Source organism: Poseidonibacter lekithochrous (assembly GCF_013283835.1).
Lineage (GTDB): Bacteria > Campylobacterota > Campylobacteria > Campylobacterales > Arcobacteraceae > Poseidonibacter > Poseidonibacter lekithochrous.
Genome location: NZ_CP054052.1, coordinates 1662158 through 1684830, shown reverse-complemented (window position 1 = coordinate 1684830; position 22673 = coordinate 1662158). Strand labels below are relative to the sequence as shown.

Sequence of the window (22673 nt, the reverse complement as noted above, 5' to 3'; positions counted from 1 at the left end):
ACACTAGAGTTTCCAGTTAAGTCATCAGCACCTGTATTAGATCCTGTGATATTTTCAATATTACCAATTGTATGGTTTGTAGTATCAGTTCCAACTTCTACAGCAGTATTAGAGCCATTATCAGCTAAATTGATTTTGATATTTGCGGCAACATTAGTATAATCAACTGTATCACCATTTGTTTCATTATTACTTCCACCATCAATAATATCATCCTCAAAATCACTACCTAAGAATGTATCATCACCAGTTCCACCTTGAAGATTATCAGCTCCTGCATTACCAGTAATTTGATCATTTCCAGCTCCACCTTCTAAGATATTGCTTTCTGCATTACCAATTAAAATATCATTATTATCTGTACCAATAATATTTTCAATATTTCTTAATGTATTACTTTGATCAATTGTACTTCCATCAGTTACTATTGCATTTGCTGTTGAAGTATTAGTTAAATCAACTTCTACATGGTTAGAGCCTGTAATGGCACTAAAGTCAACTTTATCTTTATTTGAAACATCATCTAAATCAGTTTGGGCAGCATTAGATCCATCTAATTCAAATCCATCAATTAAATCATTTCCATCACCTAATTTAACAACAAATGTATCATTTCCGTTACCACCAAATAATGAATCAACTCCATTTCCACCATCAATTACATCATTACCAATAAGACCATTAATAATATTAGATGTTGAACTACCTGTTAATATATCACCAAGATTAGAACCTTCTAAGTTTTCAAAGTTTCTAATTGTATCTGTTCCATCATTACCAGTATTGTTTGTTTCAACACCAAGATTAACACTTACTCCTGTAACTGCATTTTTATAAGTTAAAGTATCTGTTCCAGCTCCACCATCTAAAATATTGTTACTTGTGTTACCTTCAATAGTATCATTACTTGATGAACCAATTACATTTTCTATAGTTTCATAAGTATCTGTAGCACCAGAACCATCTGTACCACTACCGTTTCTTAAACTAACATCAATACCACTAGAATCAGTTGCATACGAAACTGTATCACTATTTCCTGCTCCACCAATTAAACTATCAGCTCCAGCTCCACCGATTAAAATATCATTTCCAGCAGCACCGTTTAATGTATTATTAGCTCCATCACCAACAATAGTATCATCATTACTACTTCCTAATACATCATCAAAGTTGCTAAGACTATCAGTTCCTATTGCACTACCAGTTGCACTATTTGCACCTATAGTATCTACAACACTATCAGCTGTGATATCTGTAGTTATTGCTGTACCTAAGTTTACATATACTGAACTTGTAGAATTTGAATAAGACACAGTATCATTTGTACCACTTGTACCATTTAATGTATTATTAGCACTATCACCTTGAATTGTATCTGTTCCTGTAGAACCAATTACATTTTCAATATTCGTTAATTGGTGATTATTTACAGAGTTTCCTACTGTTACATTAGATAAACCTTCATCATTTAGAGATACTTTAATTCCATTTGCATCTGTAAACGCTGAATAATCAACTGTATCATTTCCTCTTGTTGCATCACCTTCACTACCACCATCAATAACATCACCTGATGTATCTCCAGCTGTTTGGATAAATGTGTCAGCTCCTTCATTACCATATAATGAATCAGCTCCACCATTACCTTGTAATGTATCATCACCCTCTTTTGCAGTAATAATATTTCCTTGAGCATCACCTGTTAGAATATCTTTAAAAGAAGATCCAATTAAATTCTCAATTGAAACTAATGTATCATTACCTAGGCCACCACCTACATTTTGTGCAGTTGATGTACCTAAATTAACAGTTACACCAGTAGCTGTAGCATCAGAATAATCAGCAGTATCATTTCCAGCTCCACCATTTATATAATCATCACCAAGTCCACCTTTTATAGTGTCATCGTCATTTTCTCCATATAAACTATCATTACCAGCTCTACCTTCAATATTGTCGTCTCCATTACCACCTTTTAAAGTATTAGAGCTTCCATCACCAATTAAAACATCATTAAAATTACTACCTTGAATTATTTCAATGTTTTCTAAAGTATCGCTTCCACCACTACTTTTAGTAACTTGAGTTGCATTATTTAAATCAACAGAAACAAATGATGATTGATTAGAATAATCAGCAACATCTTCATTGCCATTTCCACCATTTAAAGTATCATTACCAGCACTTGATTTTAATGTATCATTAGCATCTGCTCCAAATAAAGAGTTGTTTTGATTATCTCCTGTAATAACATCAACAGCAGAAGAACCAGTAACATTTTCTATTGAACTTAATTTATCATTTTGTGTAGCATCACCAAATACATCTTGTGCAGTTAAAACTGATAAATCAACAGTAACAGCTTTTGAACCAGAGTAATCAACTGTATCAACCCCTGAATTACCAATTAATGAGTTAGTACCAATTCCACCTTTTAAGATGTCATTTCCACTACCACCATCAAGAGTATCATCTCCAGCACCACCATCTAATGTATCATCATCTGCATTACCGTAAATAGAGTCATCACCAGCATCACCAGAAAGTGAGTCATTACCAGTATTACCAAATACTGTATCATTATCTGCTCCACCATTTATAGTGTCATAACCAGTTCCACCACTTAAGTAATCATCACCAGCAGCTCCAGATAAAGAGTCATCTCCTGCTAAACCACTAAATGTATTGTTTTGGCTATCACCTACAATAATATCTTCAATAGTAGTATTATTTGCATCATTATAATCAGTACCAATAATATTTTCAACAGCAGTTAAAGTATCATCATCCCCACCAAATACATCAACACTATTTGAAGCTAAATCAACTGTAATTTTATGATTATTAAAATCACTTGAACTATAATCAACCGTATCTTTATTAGCTCCACCATTAATATTATCGTTTACAGTATTAGCATCTATACCATCAGCTTGGAAACTTGCAGTAATTGTATCATCACCATCATCTCCATTTATTACATCATCTCCATCTTGTCCAGATAATTTATCATTACCAGCTCCACCATTTAATGTATCATTTCCACCAGCACCTAATAGTGTATCTTCATCATTACCACCAGAGAATACATCTTTTAAACTGTCTCCAGTCATTGTATCTTTGAAGTTTGTTCCCACAATTTCTTCTACATTTATTACTGTATCTGTACCATTAGTATCTTTATTTACAGAATAAGTTGTACTTCCTGAACCTGTAGTTACAATAACTTTTTGTGATTGGTTTGAGTAATCTGCTTTATCTACATCTCCCCCACCATCTAATGTATCATCTCCTGAGCTTGACTTTAATGTATCATCTCCTAATCCACCATCTATTGAGTTTACTGATGAATTTCCTACGATTGTATCGTTATGAGCTGTTCCAATTACATTCTCGATATTATTAATGATTACATCATTATTACCATCTCCATCTGTATCTTGTTCACCTGTTTGTGATAAATCTAAATCAATCTTTTGTGTTCTATCTGAGAAGTTAACTACATCTATGTTGTTTCCACCATCTAGTTCATTTAACTCTGAAATTGTTCCTGCATATAATATATCTGATCCAGATCCACCGTTTAGTGTATTTACTCCTGCTTCACCTTTTAATGTATCATCACCTGTACCACCAAATAATGTATCATTTCCTGTTCCACCATCTAATGTATCATCATTTGCATTTCCATATAATGTATCATTTCCAGCTCCTCCAGTGATTGAATCATCACCTTCGTTACCTGATAATGTATCATTATCTGCTCCACCATCGATTGAGTCACTTCCTAATCCTCCATCGATAATATCATTTTCTGCTAATCCATATAATGTATCATCTCCGGCCATACCATTTATTGAGTTTGCTAAACTTGAACCTGTGATTGTATCACCTGTTGTTGTATTATTTGTTCCAATAATATTCTCTACAGTTGTAACCGTATCATTATCTCCACCAGTAACATTAACTGTACCAGCGCTTAAGTCTGCATCTATATTATGTGTATCGAAATCACTTCCACTATAATCGATAGTATCTGTATCATTTCCTCCATCAATTACATCATTAACTGTATCTACATCGTCTCCTGAGGCTTGGAAGCTTGCAATAATTTTATCATCACCTGATCCAGCTTTGATATTATCATCACCTTCTTCTCCATAGATCTCATCATTATCTGCACCTGCTGTGATTGTATCATCACCTGCATTTCCATGAATAGTATCAGCTCCGCTACCACCATCAATTGAGTCATTTCCACCATTTGCATGAACAACATCATTTCCAGCATTACCTAAGAATGTATCTGCATTATCACTACCTGTTAATGAGTCATTTCCTTGTGAAGCACTAACAATCTCAATATTTTTAAGTTCATCTGCTCCACCTTGTCCATCGTTTGTAACTTGGTTTCCATCTACATCTGGTGTTTTTAAATTTACAGTAATTGCATTTGATTGGTTTGAGTAATCTGCAATATCTCCTGATCCATCTCCACCATCTAAGATATCATTTCCACCATTACCGATTAATGTATCATCTTCTAATCCACCAAATAGTGAGTTATCTGATGAATTACCAGTGATTGTATCTTTTTGGTTTGAACCTACTACATTTTCAATATTGTTTAATATTACATCATTATCTGCTGTACCACCAACATTTTGTGCTGATGTATTTGATAAATCTACATCAATTGCATTTGAGTCATCTTCGAAGCTTACAGTATCTGTATCTGTCCCACCATCAAGATAATCTAATCCTAATGTTGTACTTGCATGTAATGTATCATCTCCTGCTTCACCATATAATGTATCTTCTCCTGCTTCACCTTTTAATGTATCATTTTCAGTTCCACCATATAATGTGTCATTATCTGCTCCACCATCTAAGATATCAGCATCTGCATTTCCATATAATGTATCATCTCCTGCGCCACCTGTTATACTATCAGTTCCTGCATTCCCTGATAATGTATCATTATCTGCTCCACCATCAATTGAGTCATTTCCTAATCCTCCATCAATAATGTCATTTCCTGCTAATCCATATAATGAATCATCTCCTGCCATACCATTAATTGAATTTGCTGATGATGATCCTGTGATTGTATCACCTGATGTTGTATTATTTGTTCCAATAATATTTTCTATATTTGATACTGCGTCGTTATCACCATTTGCTACATTAATTGTTCCTGCACTTAAATCTGCATCAATTCTATTAGTATCAAAATCACTTCCACTATAATCTATAGTATCTGTTCCTGATTCTCCATTGATTGTGTCATTTATTGTATTTACATCATCTCCTGATGCTTGGAAGTTTGCAGTAATCTTATCATCACCTAATCCTGCTGTGATTGTATCATCTCCAGCTCCTCCGATTAGTGTATCGTTATCTGCTCCTCCATCTAGTGAATCATTCCCTGCTCCACCTTCTAGACTATCATCTCCTGCTTCTCCACTTAATGTATCATTCCCTGCATTCCCATATAATGTATCTTTATCTGCTCCTGCTGTAAAAATGTCATTTCCTGTTCCGCCTGTCATCGTATCTTTGAAGTTTGTCCCTACAATCTCTTCTACTCTTACTACTGTATCTGTACCATTTGCTGCTTTATCTACTGAGTAATCTGTCCCACTTGTTGTTAATACTATCTTTTGTGATTGGTTTGAGTAATCTGCTTTATCTACATCTCCCCCACCATCTAATGTATCATCTCCTGAGCTTGACTTTAATGTATCATCTCCTAATCCACCATCTATTGAGTTTACTGATGAATTTCCTACGATTGTATCGTTATGAGCTGTTCCAATTACATTCTCGATATTATTAATGATTACATCATTATTACCATCTCCATCTGTATCTTGTTCACCTGTTTGTGATAAATCTAAATCAATCTTTTGTGTTCTATCTGAGAAGTTAACTACATCTATGTTGTTTCCACCATCTAGTTCATTTAACTCTGAAATTGTTCCTGCATATAATATATCTGATCCAGATCCACCGTTTAGTGTATTTACTCCTGCTTCACCTTTTAATGTATCATCACCTGTACCACCAAATAATGTATCATTTCCTGTTCCACCATCTAATGTATCATCATTTGCATTTCCATATAATGTATCATTTCCAGCTCCTCCAGTGATTGAATCATCACCTTCGTTACCTGATAATGTATCATTATCTGCTCCACCATCGATTGAGTCATTTCCTAATCCTCCATCGATAATATCATTTTCTGCTAATCCATATAATGTATCATCTCCGGCCATACCATTTATTGAGTTTGCTAAACTTGAACCTGTGATTGTATCACCTGTTGTTGTATTATTTGTTCCAATAATATTCTCTACAGTTGTAACCGTATCATTATCTCCACCAGTAACATTAACTGTACCAGCGCTTAAGTCTGCATCTATATTATGTGTATCGAAATCACTTCCACTATAATCGATAGTATCTGTATCATTTCCTCCATCAATTACATCATTAACTGTATCTACATCGTCTCCTGAGGCTTGGAAGCTTGCAATAATTTTATCATCACCTGATCCAGCTTTGATATTATCATCACCTTCTTCTCCATAGATCTCATCATTATCTGCACCTGCTGTGATTGTATCATCACCTGCATTTCCATGAATAGTATCAGCTCCGCTACCACCATCAATTGAGTCATTTCCACCATTTGCATGAACAACATCATTTCCAGCATTACCTAAGAATGTATCTGCATTATCACTACCTGTTAATGAGTCATTTCCTTGTGAAGCACTAACAATCTCAATATTTTTAAGTTCATCTGCTCCACCTTGTCCATCGTTTGTAACTTGGTTTCCATCTACATCTGGTGTTTTTAAATTTACAGTAATTGCATTTGATTGGTTTGAGTAATCTGCAATATCTCCTGATCCATCTCCACCATCTAAGATATCATTTCCACCATTACCGATTAATGTATCATCTTCTAATCCACCAAATAGTGAGTTATCTGATGAATTACCAGTGATTGTATCTTTTTGGTTTGAACCTACTACATTTTCAATATTGTTTAATATTACATCATTATCTGCTGTACCACCAACATTTTGTGCTGATGTATTTGATAAATCTACATCAATTGCATTTGAGTCATCTTCGAAGCTTACAGTATCTGTATCTGTCCCACCATCAAGATAATCTAATCCTAATGTTGTACTTGCATGTAATGTATCATCTCCTGCTTCACCATATAATGTATCTTCTCCTGCTTCACCTTTTAATGTATCATTTTCAGTTCCACCATATAATGTGTCATTATCTGCTCCACCATCTAAGATATCAGCATCTGCATTTCCATATAATGTATCATCTCCTGCGCCACCTGTTATACTATCAGTTCCTGCATTCCCTGATAATGTATCATTATCTGCTCCACCATCAATTGAGTCATTTCCTAATCCTCCATCAATAATGTCATTTCCTGCTAATCCATATAATGAATCATCTCCTGCCATACCATTAATTGAATTTGCTGATGATGATCCTGTGATTGTATCACCTGATGTTGTATTATTTGTTCCAATAATATTTTCTATATTTGATACTGCGTCGTTATCACCATTTGCTACATTAATTGTTCCTGCACTTAAATCTGCATCAATTCTATTAGTATCAAAATCACTTCCACTATAATCTATAGTATCTGTTCCTGATTCTCCATTGATTGTGTCATTTATTGTATTTACATCATCTCCTGATGCTTGGAAGTTTGCAGTAATCTTATCATCACCTAATCCTGCTGTGATTGTATCATCTCCAGCTCCTCCGATTAGTGTATCGTTATCTGCTCCTCCATCTAGTGAATCATTCCCTGCTCCACCTTCTAGACTATCATCTCCTGCTTCTCCACTTAATGTATCATTCCCTGCATTCCCATATAATGTATCTTTATCTGCTCCTGCTGTAAAAATGTCATTTCCTGTTCCGCCTGTCATCGTATCTTTGAAGTTTGTCCCTACAATCTCTTCTACTCTTACTACTGTATCTGTACCATTTGCTGCTTTATCTACTGAGTAATCTGTCCCACTTGTTGTTAATACTATCTTTTGTGATTGGTTTGAGTAATCTGCTTTATCTACATCTCCCCCACCATCTAATGTATCATCTCCTGAGCTTGACTTTAATGTATCATCTCCTAATCCACCATCTATTGAGTTTACTGATGAATTTCCTACGATTGTATCGTTATGAGCTGTTCCAATTACATTCTCGATATTATTAATGATTACATCATTATTACCATCTCCATCTGTATCTTGTTCACCTGTTTGTGATAAATCTAAATCAATCTTTTGTGTTCTATCTGAGAAGTTAACTACATCTATGTTGTTTCCACCATCTAGTTCATTTAACTCTGAAATTGTTCCTGCATATAATATATCTGATCCAGATCCACCGTTTAGTGTATTTACTCCTGCTTCACCTTTTAATGTATCATCACCTGTACCACCAAATAATGTATCATTTCCTGTTCCACCATCTAATGTATCATCATTTGCATTTCCATATAATGTATCATTTCCAGCTCCTCCAGTGATTGAATCATCACCTTCGTTACCTGATAATGTATCATTATCTGCTCCACCATCGATTGAGTCACTTCCTAATCCTCCATCGATAATATCATTTTCTGCTAATCCATATAATGTATCATCTCCGGCCATACCATTTATTGAGTTTGCTAAACTTGAACCTGTGATTGTATCACCTGTTGTTGTATTATTTGTTCCAATAATATTCTCTACAGTTGTAACCGTATCATTATCTCCACCAGTAACATTAACTGTACCAGCGCTTAAGTCTGCATCTATATTATGTGTATCGAAATCACTTCCACTATAATCGATAGTATCTGTATCATTTCCTCCATCAATTACATCATTAACTGTATCTACATCGTCTCCTGAGGCTTGGAAGCTTGCAATAATTTTATCATCACCTGATCCAGCTTTGATATTATCATCACCTTCTTCTCCATAGATCTCATCATTATCTGCACCTGCTGTGATTGTATCATCACCTGCATTTCCATGAATAGTATCAGCTCCGCTACCACCATCAATTGAGTCATTTCCACCATTTGCATGAACAACATCATTTCCAGCATTACCTAAGAATGTATCTGCATTATCACTACCTGTTAATGAGTCATTTCCTTGTGAAGCACTAACAATCTCAATATTTTTAAGTTCATCTGCTCCACCTTGTCCATCGTTTGTAACTTGGTTTCCATCTACATCTGGTGTTTTTAAATTTACAGTAATTGCATTTGATTGGTTTGAGTAATCTGCAATATCTCCTGATCCATCTCCACCATCTAAGATATCATTTCCACCATTACCGATTAATGTATCATCTTCTAATCCACCAAATAGTGAGTTATCTGATGAATTACCAGTGATTGTATCTTTTTGGTTTGAACCTACTACATTTTCAATATTGTTTAATATTACATCATTATCTGCTGTACCACCAACATTTTGTGCTGATGTATTTGATAAATCTACATCAATTGCATTTGAGTCATCTTCGAAGCTTACAGTATCTGTATCTGTCCCACCATCAAGATAATCTAATCCTAATGTTGTACTTGCATGTAATGTATCATCTCCTGCTTCACCATATAATGTATCTTCTCCTGCTTCACCTTTTAATGTATCATTTTCAGTTCCACCATATAATGTGTCATTATCTGCTCCACCATCTAAGATATCAGCATCTGCATTTCCATATAATGTATCATCTCCTGCTCCACCTGTTATACTATCAGTTCCTGCATTCCCTGATAATGTATCATTATCTGCTCCACCATCAATTGAGTCATTTCCTAATCCTCCATCAATAATGTCATTTCCTGCTAATCCATATAATGAATCATCTCCTGCCATACCATTAATTGAATTTGCTGATGATGATCCTGTGATTGTATCACCTGATGTTGTATTATTTGTTCCAATAATATTTTCTATATTTGATACTGCGTCGTTATCACCATTTGCTACATCAATTGTTCCTGCACTTAAATCTGCATCAATTCTATTAGTATCAAAATCACTTCCACTATAATCTATAGTATCTGTTCCTGATTCTCCATTGATTGTGTCATTTATTGTATTTACATCATCTCCTGATGCTTGGAAATTTGCAGTAATCTTATCATCACCTAATCCTGCTGTGATTGTATCATCTCCAGCTCCTCCGATTAGTGTATCGTTATCTGCTCCTCCATCTAGTGAATCATTCCCTGCTCCACCTTCTAGACTATCATCTCCTGCTTCTCCACTTAATGTATCATTCCCTGCATTCCCATATAATGTATCTTTATCTGCTCCTGCTGTAAAAATGTCATTTCCTGTTCCGCCTGTCATCGTATCTTTGAAGTTTGTCCCTACAATCTCTTCTACTCTTACTACTGTATCTGTACCATTTGCTGCTTTATCTACTGAGTAATCTGTCCCACTTGTTGTTGTTAATACTATCTTTTGTGATTGGTTTGAGTAATCTGCTTTATCTACATCTCCCCCACCATCTAATGTATCATCTCCTGAGCTTGACTTTAATGTATCGTTTCCTGATAAACCTTTAATTGTATTATCACTAGCATCACCAGTAATCGTATCAATATGATTACTACCTTCAGCATTTTCAATATTTTTGATAATTAAATCATTAGTTGCATTACCATCTGTATCTTGTGCAGTAGTAATAGATAAATCTAGTTTTATCCCAGAGCTACTATCGCTAAAGCTAACATAATCTTCATCATCAGCTGCACCACCACCATCTAAATAGTCAATACCAGTACCACTAACACCTCTTCCAAATAATGTATCATTACCATCATTACCAATTAAAGTGTTTGCTGAAGAGTTACCTTTTAGAATATCATCACCAGAACCACCAATGATTCCTTCAATATCTTTGAATGTATCAGTACCTTGAGATGTACTAATAAACTTTGTACCATCAGTAATATCAACATCTAAGTTTTCACTTGCATCAGAATAATCTACTGTATCATTTCCAAGACCCCCATCTAAAGAATCATCTCCACCAGCACCTTTTAAAATATCATCACCAGAATTACCAACTAATGTATTATTTAAACTATTACCAGAAATAATATCATTATGATTAGTACCTTTTACATTTTCAATATTAACAATTGTGTGGTCTTCTGTTCTTGTACCAACAGTAACACTTGTAGATACATCTGTTTCCCCTAAAGTTACATTAACACCTGTAGATAATTGAGTATATTCTAAAGTATCTCCAACTCCTGTATTAGTACCACCATCAATAGAATCAAATCTTGATTCATCAGCAGTATTAGTGAATGTGAATGTATCATCACCGGCATTACCATATAGTGTATCACCACCAGCTCCACCAGCAATAGTATCATCACCATCATTACCTGTAATAATATTAGAAGAAGTATCTCCTGTTAGTAAATCTTTTTGGTTTGAACCTTTGATATTTTCAATTCCAGAGATAGAATCATTTTCATCATTTACATCAAAATCATTGTCATTTTCTGTATCAACAACTGCAGTACCAGAACCTAAATTTACTTCAACAGAATTAGCTCGTGCTGAATAATCAATAGTATCAGTACCTGCTCCACCAATTAGAGAATCTTCACCAGTACCACCAATTAATATATCATTACCATCTCCACCATCTAATGTATCATCACCGGCATTACCTTTTAGAATATCATTTCCATCTTTACTTATAAATACATCTTTTTGATTGTCACCTGTTAATTCATCATTATAGTTTGAACCAATAATTGTATCAATACCTTCTAATGTATCTGTTCCCCCAGCAACTTTTGTTACTGTATAGTCACTTGTACCAGAAGCTGTTGATAATGTAATTTTTTGTGTTTGATTTGAGTAGTCGGCAATATCACCAGTTGAAGTATCTGTTGACTCATTTCCACCATAGATATGATCATCACCCGCACTTGCAATAAATGAATCATTTCCATTAAGACCTTTAATAGTATTATTTGAGGCGTTCCCAGTAATTGTATCAGCTTGATTACTACCTTCAATATTTTCAATATTTCTGATAATTAGATCATTTGTATTATCATTATTTGTATCTTGTTCACCAGTTACAGATAAATCAACTTTAATTCCACTACCAGTTACATCTGAGAAACTAACAAAATCTTGTCCAATTCCACCATCCAAGAAATCAACTCCTGAAGTGGCACCTTTTCCAAGTAAAGTGTCATTTCCTGCATTTCCTATAAGTGTATTTGCACCTGTATTACCAGTTAGAATATCATTACCAGAACCACCCATTACACCTTCAATACTACTAAATGTATCTGTTCCTTGAGAAGTACTAATAAATTTAGTTCCATCTGTAATGTCAACTGTTAAATCTTCTGTTGCTGCTGAATAGTCAGCCGTATCAATACCTGAACCACCTGTTAATTTATCATCACCAGCACCACCAGATAAAGTATCATTATCAGCTCCACCATCTAATGTATCATCTCCAGCTTGCCCAGATAAGATATCAGCACCAGAATTACCTTCTAAAATATTTTTCTCAGAGTTACCCGTAATCGAATCTGCTAGGTTTGTACCTTTTACATTTTCAATATTTTTAATTTGATGATCGTTAACATTATTTATAACTACATTAGTTGTAATATCAGAATCACCTAAAGTTAATTCTACACTCTCATTAACTAATGAATAATCAATTGTATCTCCAGAAGTTTCACTTCCTTCTCCACCATCAATAAAATCACCTAATGTATGACTTTTCTCATTAAATTTGATTGTGTCATCACCAGCATTAGCATAAACTGTGTTAGATGAAGAATTCGCAATTATTGTATCATTTCCATTTGTGGCAGTAACATTTTCTATATTAGATAAAGTATCTTTTTCATCAGATCCATCAAATGCATTATCACCACTTGTATCAACAATAACTTCATTATTAGATAAATCTGCTTTTATTTCGTCACTTCGTAATGAATAATCAACTGTATCACCAACAGAAGTATTATTACCACCATCTAAAATATCATTACCAGTTCCACCAATAAGTGTATCATCTCCATCTTGTCCATATAAAGAATCATCACCAGCATTTCCTTTTAGTGTATCATCTCCAGAACCTGCTTTAAATACGTCTTTTTGGTTATCCCCAGTTAAAGTATCGTTATAATCTGTAGCTATTACTTCTTCAATATTACTTACTGAATCATCTGTATTCGTAGATGTTTTAGTCACTGTATAGTTAGATGTACCAGAAGCTGTTGTTAATTCAATTTTACTTGTTTGATTTGAGTAATCTACAATATCAGTATCATCAGAACTTGCATCAATACCTCCATTAATAGTATCAGATCCCGCACTTGAAATAATTGAATCACTTCCCTCATGACCATTAATACTATTATCAGAAGAATTTCCAGTAATTTTATCATCTAATTGAGAAGCAATAATATCTTCAATATTTAATACAGTATCAATATCACCTGTTGCAATAACTTGTGCAGTTGTAAGGCTTAAATCAATATTTATACCACTTCCATTGTAATTAGAGTAGTTAATTAAATCTGTACCATTTGAACCATTAATAATATTTGTTGTAGTTCCACTTTTCATAATAAATGTATCATTATTATTTGTACCTAATACATTTTCTATACTGTCAAAAGTATCTGTATCACTTCCATTTGAAACCGTTGCAATATTAGTAGTAAAGTCAGCAATTACACTGTCTGTTCCTGTATTTAGATACGAGTAGTCAGCAGTATCATTACCCTCTCCTCCAACTAAAGAGTCATTTCCTTCATTACCAATTAGAGTGTCAGATCCAGCATTACCATAAATAGTATCATCTCCTGTCCCACCAGATAAAGTATCCGCTCCATCTGAAACAGTTAAATCACTATCATTTTCAGTTCCACCATAAATAGTATCATTACCAGCTCCACCAGAAATAATATCAGAACCACCCATACCTTCAAATAGATTATTTACATTATCATCAGTATCACCAGTAATTGCATCATCATTTTTAGAGGCTCTAATATTTTCTATACCAAATAATTTGTCTACTGAACTAGCATTATAAGAAACTTCACCAGCTTGTTTTCCTGCTGTGTCATCACCTGCATTCATATCAGCACTAATTCCAACACTACTAGTAAGTCCAGAGTAATCAACAGTATCAATTCCAAGACCAGCTAAAGCATCACTATTATTTTCATCAATAGTTAGATTATCAGCTATTTTAGATTGACCACCAATTAGAGTATTACTATTAGAACCACCAATTAACCAGTCATCACCAACACCACCAACTAATTCATTTCTATCAGAATTACCAATAAGTGTATCATCACCTGCTCCACCTTCTAAGTTTTCAACATTTTTGATAAATAGATTTCCAGCAGCTCCAGCATTTTGATATTCATGGACATCACCATCAACATCATTATAAGCATGTCCATCACCATCATAATCTAAACCTAAATTAATAGTAACCTTTTGAGTTTCATCTTTAATATAGTTGTAACTTACAAAGTCTGTACCACTACCACCATCAATATAATCAAATTCTGATGATGCTCCACCACCAAGTAATGTATCATCTCCAGCATTACCAATTAAAGTATTCGCTTCACTTGTACCTTTGATATTATCATTTCCAGAACCACCAATAGCACCCTCAATAGAAATAAATGTATCTTTTCCTAATCCTGCACCAATATCAATTTGACCTGAGTTATTTAAATCGATATTTAAATCAGCACTTGCATCTGAGAAATCAGCAGTATCTGTACCAGTACCACCATTAAGAATATCATCACCAGTTCCACCTTTTAGAGTGTCATTCCCAGCTCCAGCTTCTAAAGAGTCATTTCCTGCAGCACCTTCAAGTAAATCACTCCCAGCATTACCTTTTAATGTATTATCAGAGCTATTACCAACAATTGTATCATTATTTTTTGTACCATCAACATTTTCAAAGCCAATAACTGTATCAGAACCAACTGCATATCCACTATCTATATCATTAGCTGTTTGGTTCTCCAAGTTTACATTTACACCTATTTCATATGCAGTAATATCATCTATATAAGTATAATCTACTGTATCTCCAATTGATGTGTTAGAGCCACCATCTAAATAATCATTTCCTCTACCACCAACAACAGTATCATCACCTGCATTAGTAATAATTGTATTGTGTCCATTATCACCAGTAATAGTATCATCACCACTACCTGAAATAATATTTTCAACATTTTTGATTTTATCACTGTCAACAGTATCAATTTTTGCTCTTACTTCAGATGAAGTATTAAGTGTTAAATCTAAGTCTCCTGTAATTGCACTATAATCAATAGTATCCGCATCTGCACCACCATCAATTACATCTATACCATCATTATCTGTAGAGATAAAAGTATCATTACCAGCATTTCCTTCAAGAACATCATCTCCAAGTCCAGCGGTAATTGTATCAGCTCCTGCATTTGCTATAAAAGTATCAGAATTATCACTACCTACTAAAATATCATCAGCTTGAGAAGCTTTAATTATTTCAATATCAACTAATGTATCACTATCACCTTGTCCATCATCTAATACTTGATTTCCATTAGCATCTGGTGTTTTAAGATTTACATTTATAGATGTTGTTTGAGCAGAATAATCAGCAATATCTTCATCCCCTGCTCCACCGTTTAGAGTATCATTTCCTCCACGTCCAATTAAAGTGTCATTTCCATCTGAACCAAATAGTGAGTTATCAGAATCATTACCCTTAATAATATCTACTACACTAGATCCTGAAACATTTTCAACAGAAGAAATAGTATCATTTATGCCATCTGCTACATTTTGAGAATTAGTAATTGATAAATCAACTGTAATAGATTTACTACCAGAATAATCAACTGTATCAATACCTGAATTACCAACAATTGAGTTAGTACCTTCACCACCTTTTAAAGTATCATTTCCACTACCACCACTTAAGTAATCATCTCCAGTTCCACCATCAATTGTATCATTACCTGCTTCACCATATAATGAATCATTATCAGCTCCACCATCGATTTTATCAAAGCCATCACCACCTTTGATAATATCATCTCCAGCTTTTCCAGAAACACTATCATCACCAGCTTTTGCATCAATACTATTGTCTTTAGCATCAGCTAAAATTGTATCTTCTACTGTAGAATTATCACCATCATTATAATTTGTACCTATAATATTTTCTACATTAGAAATAACATCATTATCACCACCATCAACAGCTACAGAGTTTGAGTCTAAATCTACTGTGATTTTATGGTTGTTAAAATCGCTTCCTGAATAATCAACAGTATCAGTATCCTGACCACCATCTATAACATCATTTATATTATTAGCATCAGTACTAGAACTTTGGAAATTTGCTTTAATTACATCATTTCCAGTATCACCATTAACAGTATCATCTCCTGCTCCACCTTCAAGTATATCATTTCCTGCACCACCAGAGATTGTATCATTTCCAGCTCCCCCAGAAATAATATCATCTCCAGCTCCACCTTCTAAAATATTTGCTAAAGAGTTTCCAGTAATAGAGTCAGCTAAATCTGTACCAATTATTTTTTCAATATCAATAATTGTATCAACACTTCCATCAGATAAATTAATAGTGCCTGCTGTCATATCAGCATTAATAGATAATCCAGTTGTTGAAGAGTAATCAACTGTATCAATAAATGTTTTTGATGTATCAGTAACATTATCAAGACCATTTACAGTCTCTGAAGTTTGAAGTAATAGTTCATTACCTTTTCTTACTAAAGTACCTAATGATCCATCAGCATTTTTTGAATTAAAATCTGATACTAAATTATCAAGCATTACATCTTCACTAGCACTTGCACTTGTTATTGAAACACCTGCAATAACAAAAGCAACTGTTAATGCTGGATTTGTAATTCTTATTGTATGTGAATCTTGATTTCTACCACCATCTAAAGTATCATTTCCACCTTTTCCAATTAAAGTGTCATCTCCATAACCACCTTTAAGAGTATTAATATCATCATTACCAGTTAGAGTATCATTACCAAAACCACCATCTATATTCTCAACTCCAGATACAACTAGTTCACCTACTCCACTTGTTTGAGCAGATGTATCAGATAAATCAAGTTTAACATCTTCGTGAGTGAAACCAAAACTAACTAAATCATTACCTGATCCACCTGTTAAAGTATCATCTCCCCCATATCCAATTAAAGTATCATTTCCAGCACTTCCATCAAGATTATTAGCACCAGATGTACCTATTAATGTATCATCATTTGATCCACCAATTACACCTTCTATAGAATCAAAACTATCAATACCTAAACCACTAGCTACTTCTCTTGGAGTTAAAGATTTTAAATCAATAAATAATTTATCACTTACACTTGAATAATCAGCAGTATCAACTCCATCTCCACCAACAAATGAATCATTTCCTGCTCCACCTGTTAAAGTATCATTTCCATCTCCACCATCAAGATAATCATTTCCAGCTCCACCAGAAATAGTATCATTACCATCATTACCTTTTAAAGTATTGTTATCACTATTACCAGTAATAGTATCATTTAATCTTGTACCATTTACATTTTCAATATTTAGTAAAGTATCAGTATTATTATTTGATAAGTCAATACCTCTTGTAGCTGATAAATCAACGTCAACACCTAATACATCACCATTTAAATCTTTGTAAGAATAATCTACTGTATCCCCAGCAGCACTGTTTGAGCCACCATCTAAATAGTCATTACCTTTTCCAGCAATTAGTGTATCATCACCTAAGCCACCTTCTAATCTATCATTACCTTCTTTTCCAGATAAAGTATCATTACCTTCATTACCAATTAAAGTATTAGCTTGATTATTACCAGTGATTGTATCATTTTGATTTGTACCAGTAATATTTTCAATGCTATTTAAAGTATCTTTATTTACACCTGATTCTTTTAAAGTCGAGTTTCCTGAATCATTTAATGTAATATCAATAGAATTTGCTCTTTGTGAGTAATCAACAGTATCAATTCCATTTCCACCAAATAAAGAGTCATTTCCATTACTAGCAATTAAAGAATCATTTCCACCTTGACCTAATAAAGTATTATCTTGACTATTACCTTTTAAAGTATCATTAAAATTAGAGCCATGAATATTTTCAATATCTTTGATTGTGTCTTTTTCAGTATTGATTGTAGCTTCAGCTTCAACTCCTGCTTCCCCAAGAGTTAAAGTAACAGCATCACTATTTGTATAATCAACTGTATCAATTCCTGAACCACCATCTATGTAGTCATTACCAAGTCCACCAGCAATAATATCATTACCAGCAGCACCTTTTAATGTATTAGCAGAACTATTCCCTGTAATATTATCATTACCACTAGAACCAAGTACATTTTCCACTTCAGAAATTAATAATTCACCATCACCAGATGTTTGTGAGCTTGTATTTGATAAATCTACAGTAATATCTTTATTAGTGTATTCGAAACTAATTGTATCTTCACCAGTTCCACCAATGATTGTATCATCACCACCAAAACCAATTAATGTATCATTTCCAGCATTACCGTCTAGTTTATTCTTTGTACTTGTACCAATTAGAGTATCATCTAAATTCGAACCAATTACAGCTTCAATAGAATCAAAAGTATCACTTCCTTGACTAGTACTAACAGTTTGAGCAGTTGTAGCTTTTAAATCAACAGTAACAGCATCAGTAGAATCAGAGTAATCTACTGTATCAAAGTCGCTTCCACCAAAGAATTTATCATCTCCAGCTCCACCTTTTAATGTATCATCACCTGAACCACCATCAAGATAATCATCTCCAGCTTCACCACTTAATGTATCATTACCCGCATTTCCAGTTAATGTATTATTTTGGCTATCACCTTTAATAGTATCATCATTTCTTGTACCATTTACATTTTCAATATTTAGTAAAGTATCTGTATTATTACTAGTTTTATCTGTACCTTTATTAGCAGATAAATCTACATCAATACCTGTGATATCATTTAAATCATCTTTATATGAATAGTCAACTGTATCTATATCATCTCCACCATCTAAATAGTCATTACCTCTACCTGAGACTAATGTATCATTTCCAGCACCACCTTCTAATCTATCAGCACCATCATTACCACTTAATGTATCTTTCCCTGCATTACCAATTAATGTATTATTTTCACTATCACCTGTGATTGTATCATCTACACTTGAACCAATAATATTCTCAACATAAGAAATACTATCTTTGTTAACACCTGATTCTTTTAATGTAGTAATTGAGCTACCTGCTAATGTAACTTCAATACTATTACTTCTTGCAGAGTAATCTAAAGTATCTTTTCCTTCACCACCGACAATTTTATCTAAGCCATCGCTAGCAATAAATGTATCATCGCCATCATTACCTTCTAAAATATTATTTTGTGAGTTTCCACCTAATATATCATTAGCACTTGAACCAGAAATATTTTCAATATCTTTTACTTTATCAATATCTGTACCGATTGTAGCAGTTGCTTCTACCCCAGTTTCAGCTAAAGTTAAATTAACTCCAACTGTAGAATCTGAATAATCAACTAAATCTATTCCATTTCCACCATCTAAATAATCGTTACCTAGACCACCATCAAGTGTATCATTATCGTTGCCACCAAATAATGAATCATCTCCAGTTCTACCTACTAATGAATCATCCCCATCTAAACCATATAAATCATTATTAGTTACAGAAGCACCTTTGATTATATCGCTTTGATTAGTACCTTCAATATTCTCAATATTACTAACAATCACATTTCCAGTATTAGTATCTTGAGAAGTAGTAATATCTAAATCAATTTTGATACCTTGAGATTCATTTTTGAAGCTTAAAAGGTCATCAGATCCAGAACCACCATTTATTAAATCAGCACCGTTAGCTGAGCTTCCACTAGAGTAAATAGTATCATTACCTGCACCACTTAAGATGCTATTATCAGAAGAATCTCCTGTTAAAGTATCTGAAGAAGAAGTTCCAATTAAATTTTCAATTCCAGTAAGAGTATCACTACCAGCGTTAACAGTATCTTGAGCACCGCTTTGAGCTAAAGAAACTGTTACACCACCAGATGTAATATCACTGTAATCTGCTGTATCATTACCTTCTCCACCATCTAGAGTATCATTACCTAAGCCACCACTTAGATAATCATCACCTTTTTCACCTTTTAAGATATTATCATTATCATCACCAGTTATTGAATCATTAAATTTTGTACCAATTACATTTTCAACATCAAAGATATCATCGATATCTTCTCCACCACTAGCTCTATTATTTTTTAAGTTTACAGTTTCCGCATCAGTAGAGTTTGAAAAATCAACTGTATCATTACCCTCTCCACCTTGGAAAGTATCATTACCTTTATCCCCAACTAAAGTATCATTACCTGCACCACCAGATAAGATGTCATTACCTTCGAAACCTCTAATTGAGTCATTACCGGCTAAACCACTTAAACTATTATCTTCTTTATTTCCAGAAATAGAATCAGATAAAGATGAACCAATAACATTTTCAAAATTATTTAAACTATCTGTACCTTCACCAGTTGCTAATCCAGCTTCTTCATTATTATCATCAATCTGTAAATTAACAGTTACAGCAGTAGCAGAGTTCTCAAAAGAAACAGTATCAATTCCTGTTCCACCTTTTAGATTATCATCTCCAAGACCACCTTGAATTGTATCATTTCCTACACCACCATCAATAGTATCATTTCCAGCTTGTCCATCAATAGTGTCATTACCTGCTTGTCCATCAATAATATTAACTACAGAAGAACCAGTTAAAATATCATTATCTTGAGAACCTATAATATTTTCAACTGAAGTAATTTTATCTGTACCATTTCCAGTAACAGTTCCAGCAGTTAGATCAGCAGTTACACCAATATTAGTATCACTATTTATTGCGGAGAAATCAATAGTATCATTTCCTTCTCCTGCATCCAAAGTATCATCACCAGTACCCATAACAATAGTATCATTACCAGCACCAGATTCGATAATATCATCATTTGCTCCAGCATCAATAATATCATTACCAACTTTTGAGTAAATAGTATCTTTTCCTTCACCTGTAGTAATAGTATCATTACCTAAACCACTTGTAATTGTATTAGATAGAGTAGTTGAACCTTTAATAATATTGTCATTTACATTACTTGTAACTACATATCCATCTTCATATTCACCGAATTTAGAAAATTTATACTCTTCAATAGAATTTGAATCTTTATTTGCAATAGATTTAAGATTAATACCATATTCATTTGTAGCTGTAATTTCCGTAACTACAGGAGCTTGAAAATCAGCTTTATCTTTTTCAGGTAAATTATCTAAGCTAAATTTTGAATCAGCCTTAATAACTAATTCAAAATCTTTTGCTTCATTATTATTTACTGTAAATGTAATTTGAACTTTACCACTTGAATCAATAGTAAATCCATCAATTTCATCAGTATTAGGATCATCTTTTTTAATCACCCATGAATTACCACTTTGTGTAGCATTTTGAACTTTAAATCCATTTGGTAAATCTGCACCACTTATCGTAATAGTATCAACGGCAAATCCTGCACCTTGTATAGGATTGATTGCAATTGTTCTTGAAGTAGTAGTTGCTGTAAATAAATCACTATCGTCTGCATTAATAACAACATTTGAGAATTGATCAGATGTAACATTTGAATAATCAATTATATCACTTGCAGTTTGGTTTTTTGTTGGTTGTAATTGGAAAGAATCCTTACCATATACATTGTCATAGGCAATACCTCCTCCACCATTTACGATAAGAGTATTACCTTCAGAACTCTCAACTGCTTGAACATGCTGAATGTCAATATCAAAAGATAATGTAGGTTTAGCACCTTCAGTTTCTGCTTCTTCAGTTTTTGCAGAACTAGATGAGTCTTCATTATTACTTGTAAATACATTTTCAATTACAATTGGTGCATCAACTGGTGGTGCATCAAAGTCAGATGAACTATCGAGGTCATCTATTGCTTCATTAGAATCAATTGCAACTTCGATTTCTTGAATAATAACAGGAGGTGCAGGAACAGCTTTATCAGAAGATTCTCCATCTTCATCTTCAGAACAAGTAGCATCAGGAATATTTATATCAATATTTGAAACTAAAGCATCAATCGGCAACGAATTGATTTCTTCAACTTCAGATAATATATCTCCAAGACTTAACTCTTTTCCAGACGAAGAAGAAAAAGTAGGAGGAGTGTCATTATAACCCATTAAAGCCATAGATACGAAAGTAAATGAACCTTTATTAGGAATATCGATAACAATATCACCCCCAACTAATTCATATTCAAGATCTTCTAAATTAATCCCATCTAATTTAAAATCTATTTCATCTCCAGGTCGAACATAAACTGAAATATTCTCACCTTTTTCTGGTTTATCTATAAGTTTTACACTTTTACTTTGATACTTTACATACTTGTTATCTGTTGCCAT

The 22673-nt window shown here is 33.6% G+C and carries 1 protein-coding gene (cut by a window edge); it reads right to left on the bottom strand.

Annotated elements, in window-relative coordinates; genetic code table 11:
• Positions 1-22673: the start of a hypothetical protein gene (locus ALEK_RS17570; protein ID WP_173424128.1), read on the bottom strand. The gene continues 22843 nt to the left of window position 1, outside the view; the window shows 22673 of its 45516 coding nt (coding positions 1-22673); its start codon is at positions 22671-22673; its stop codon lies off the left edge, out of view.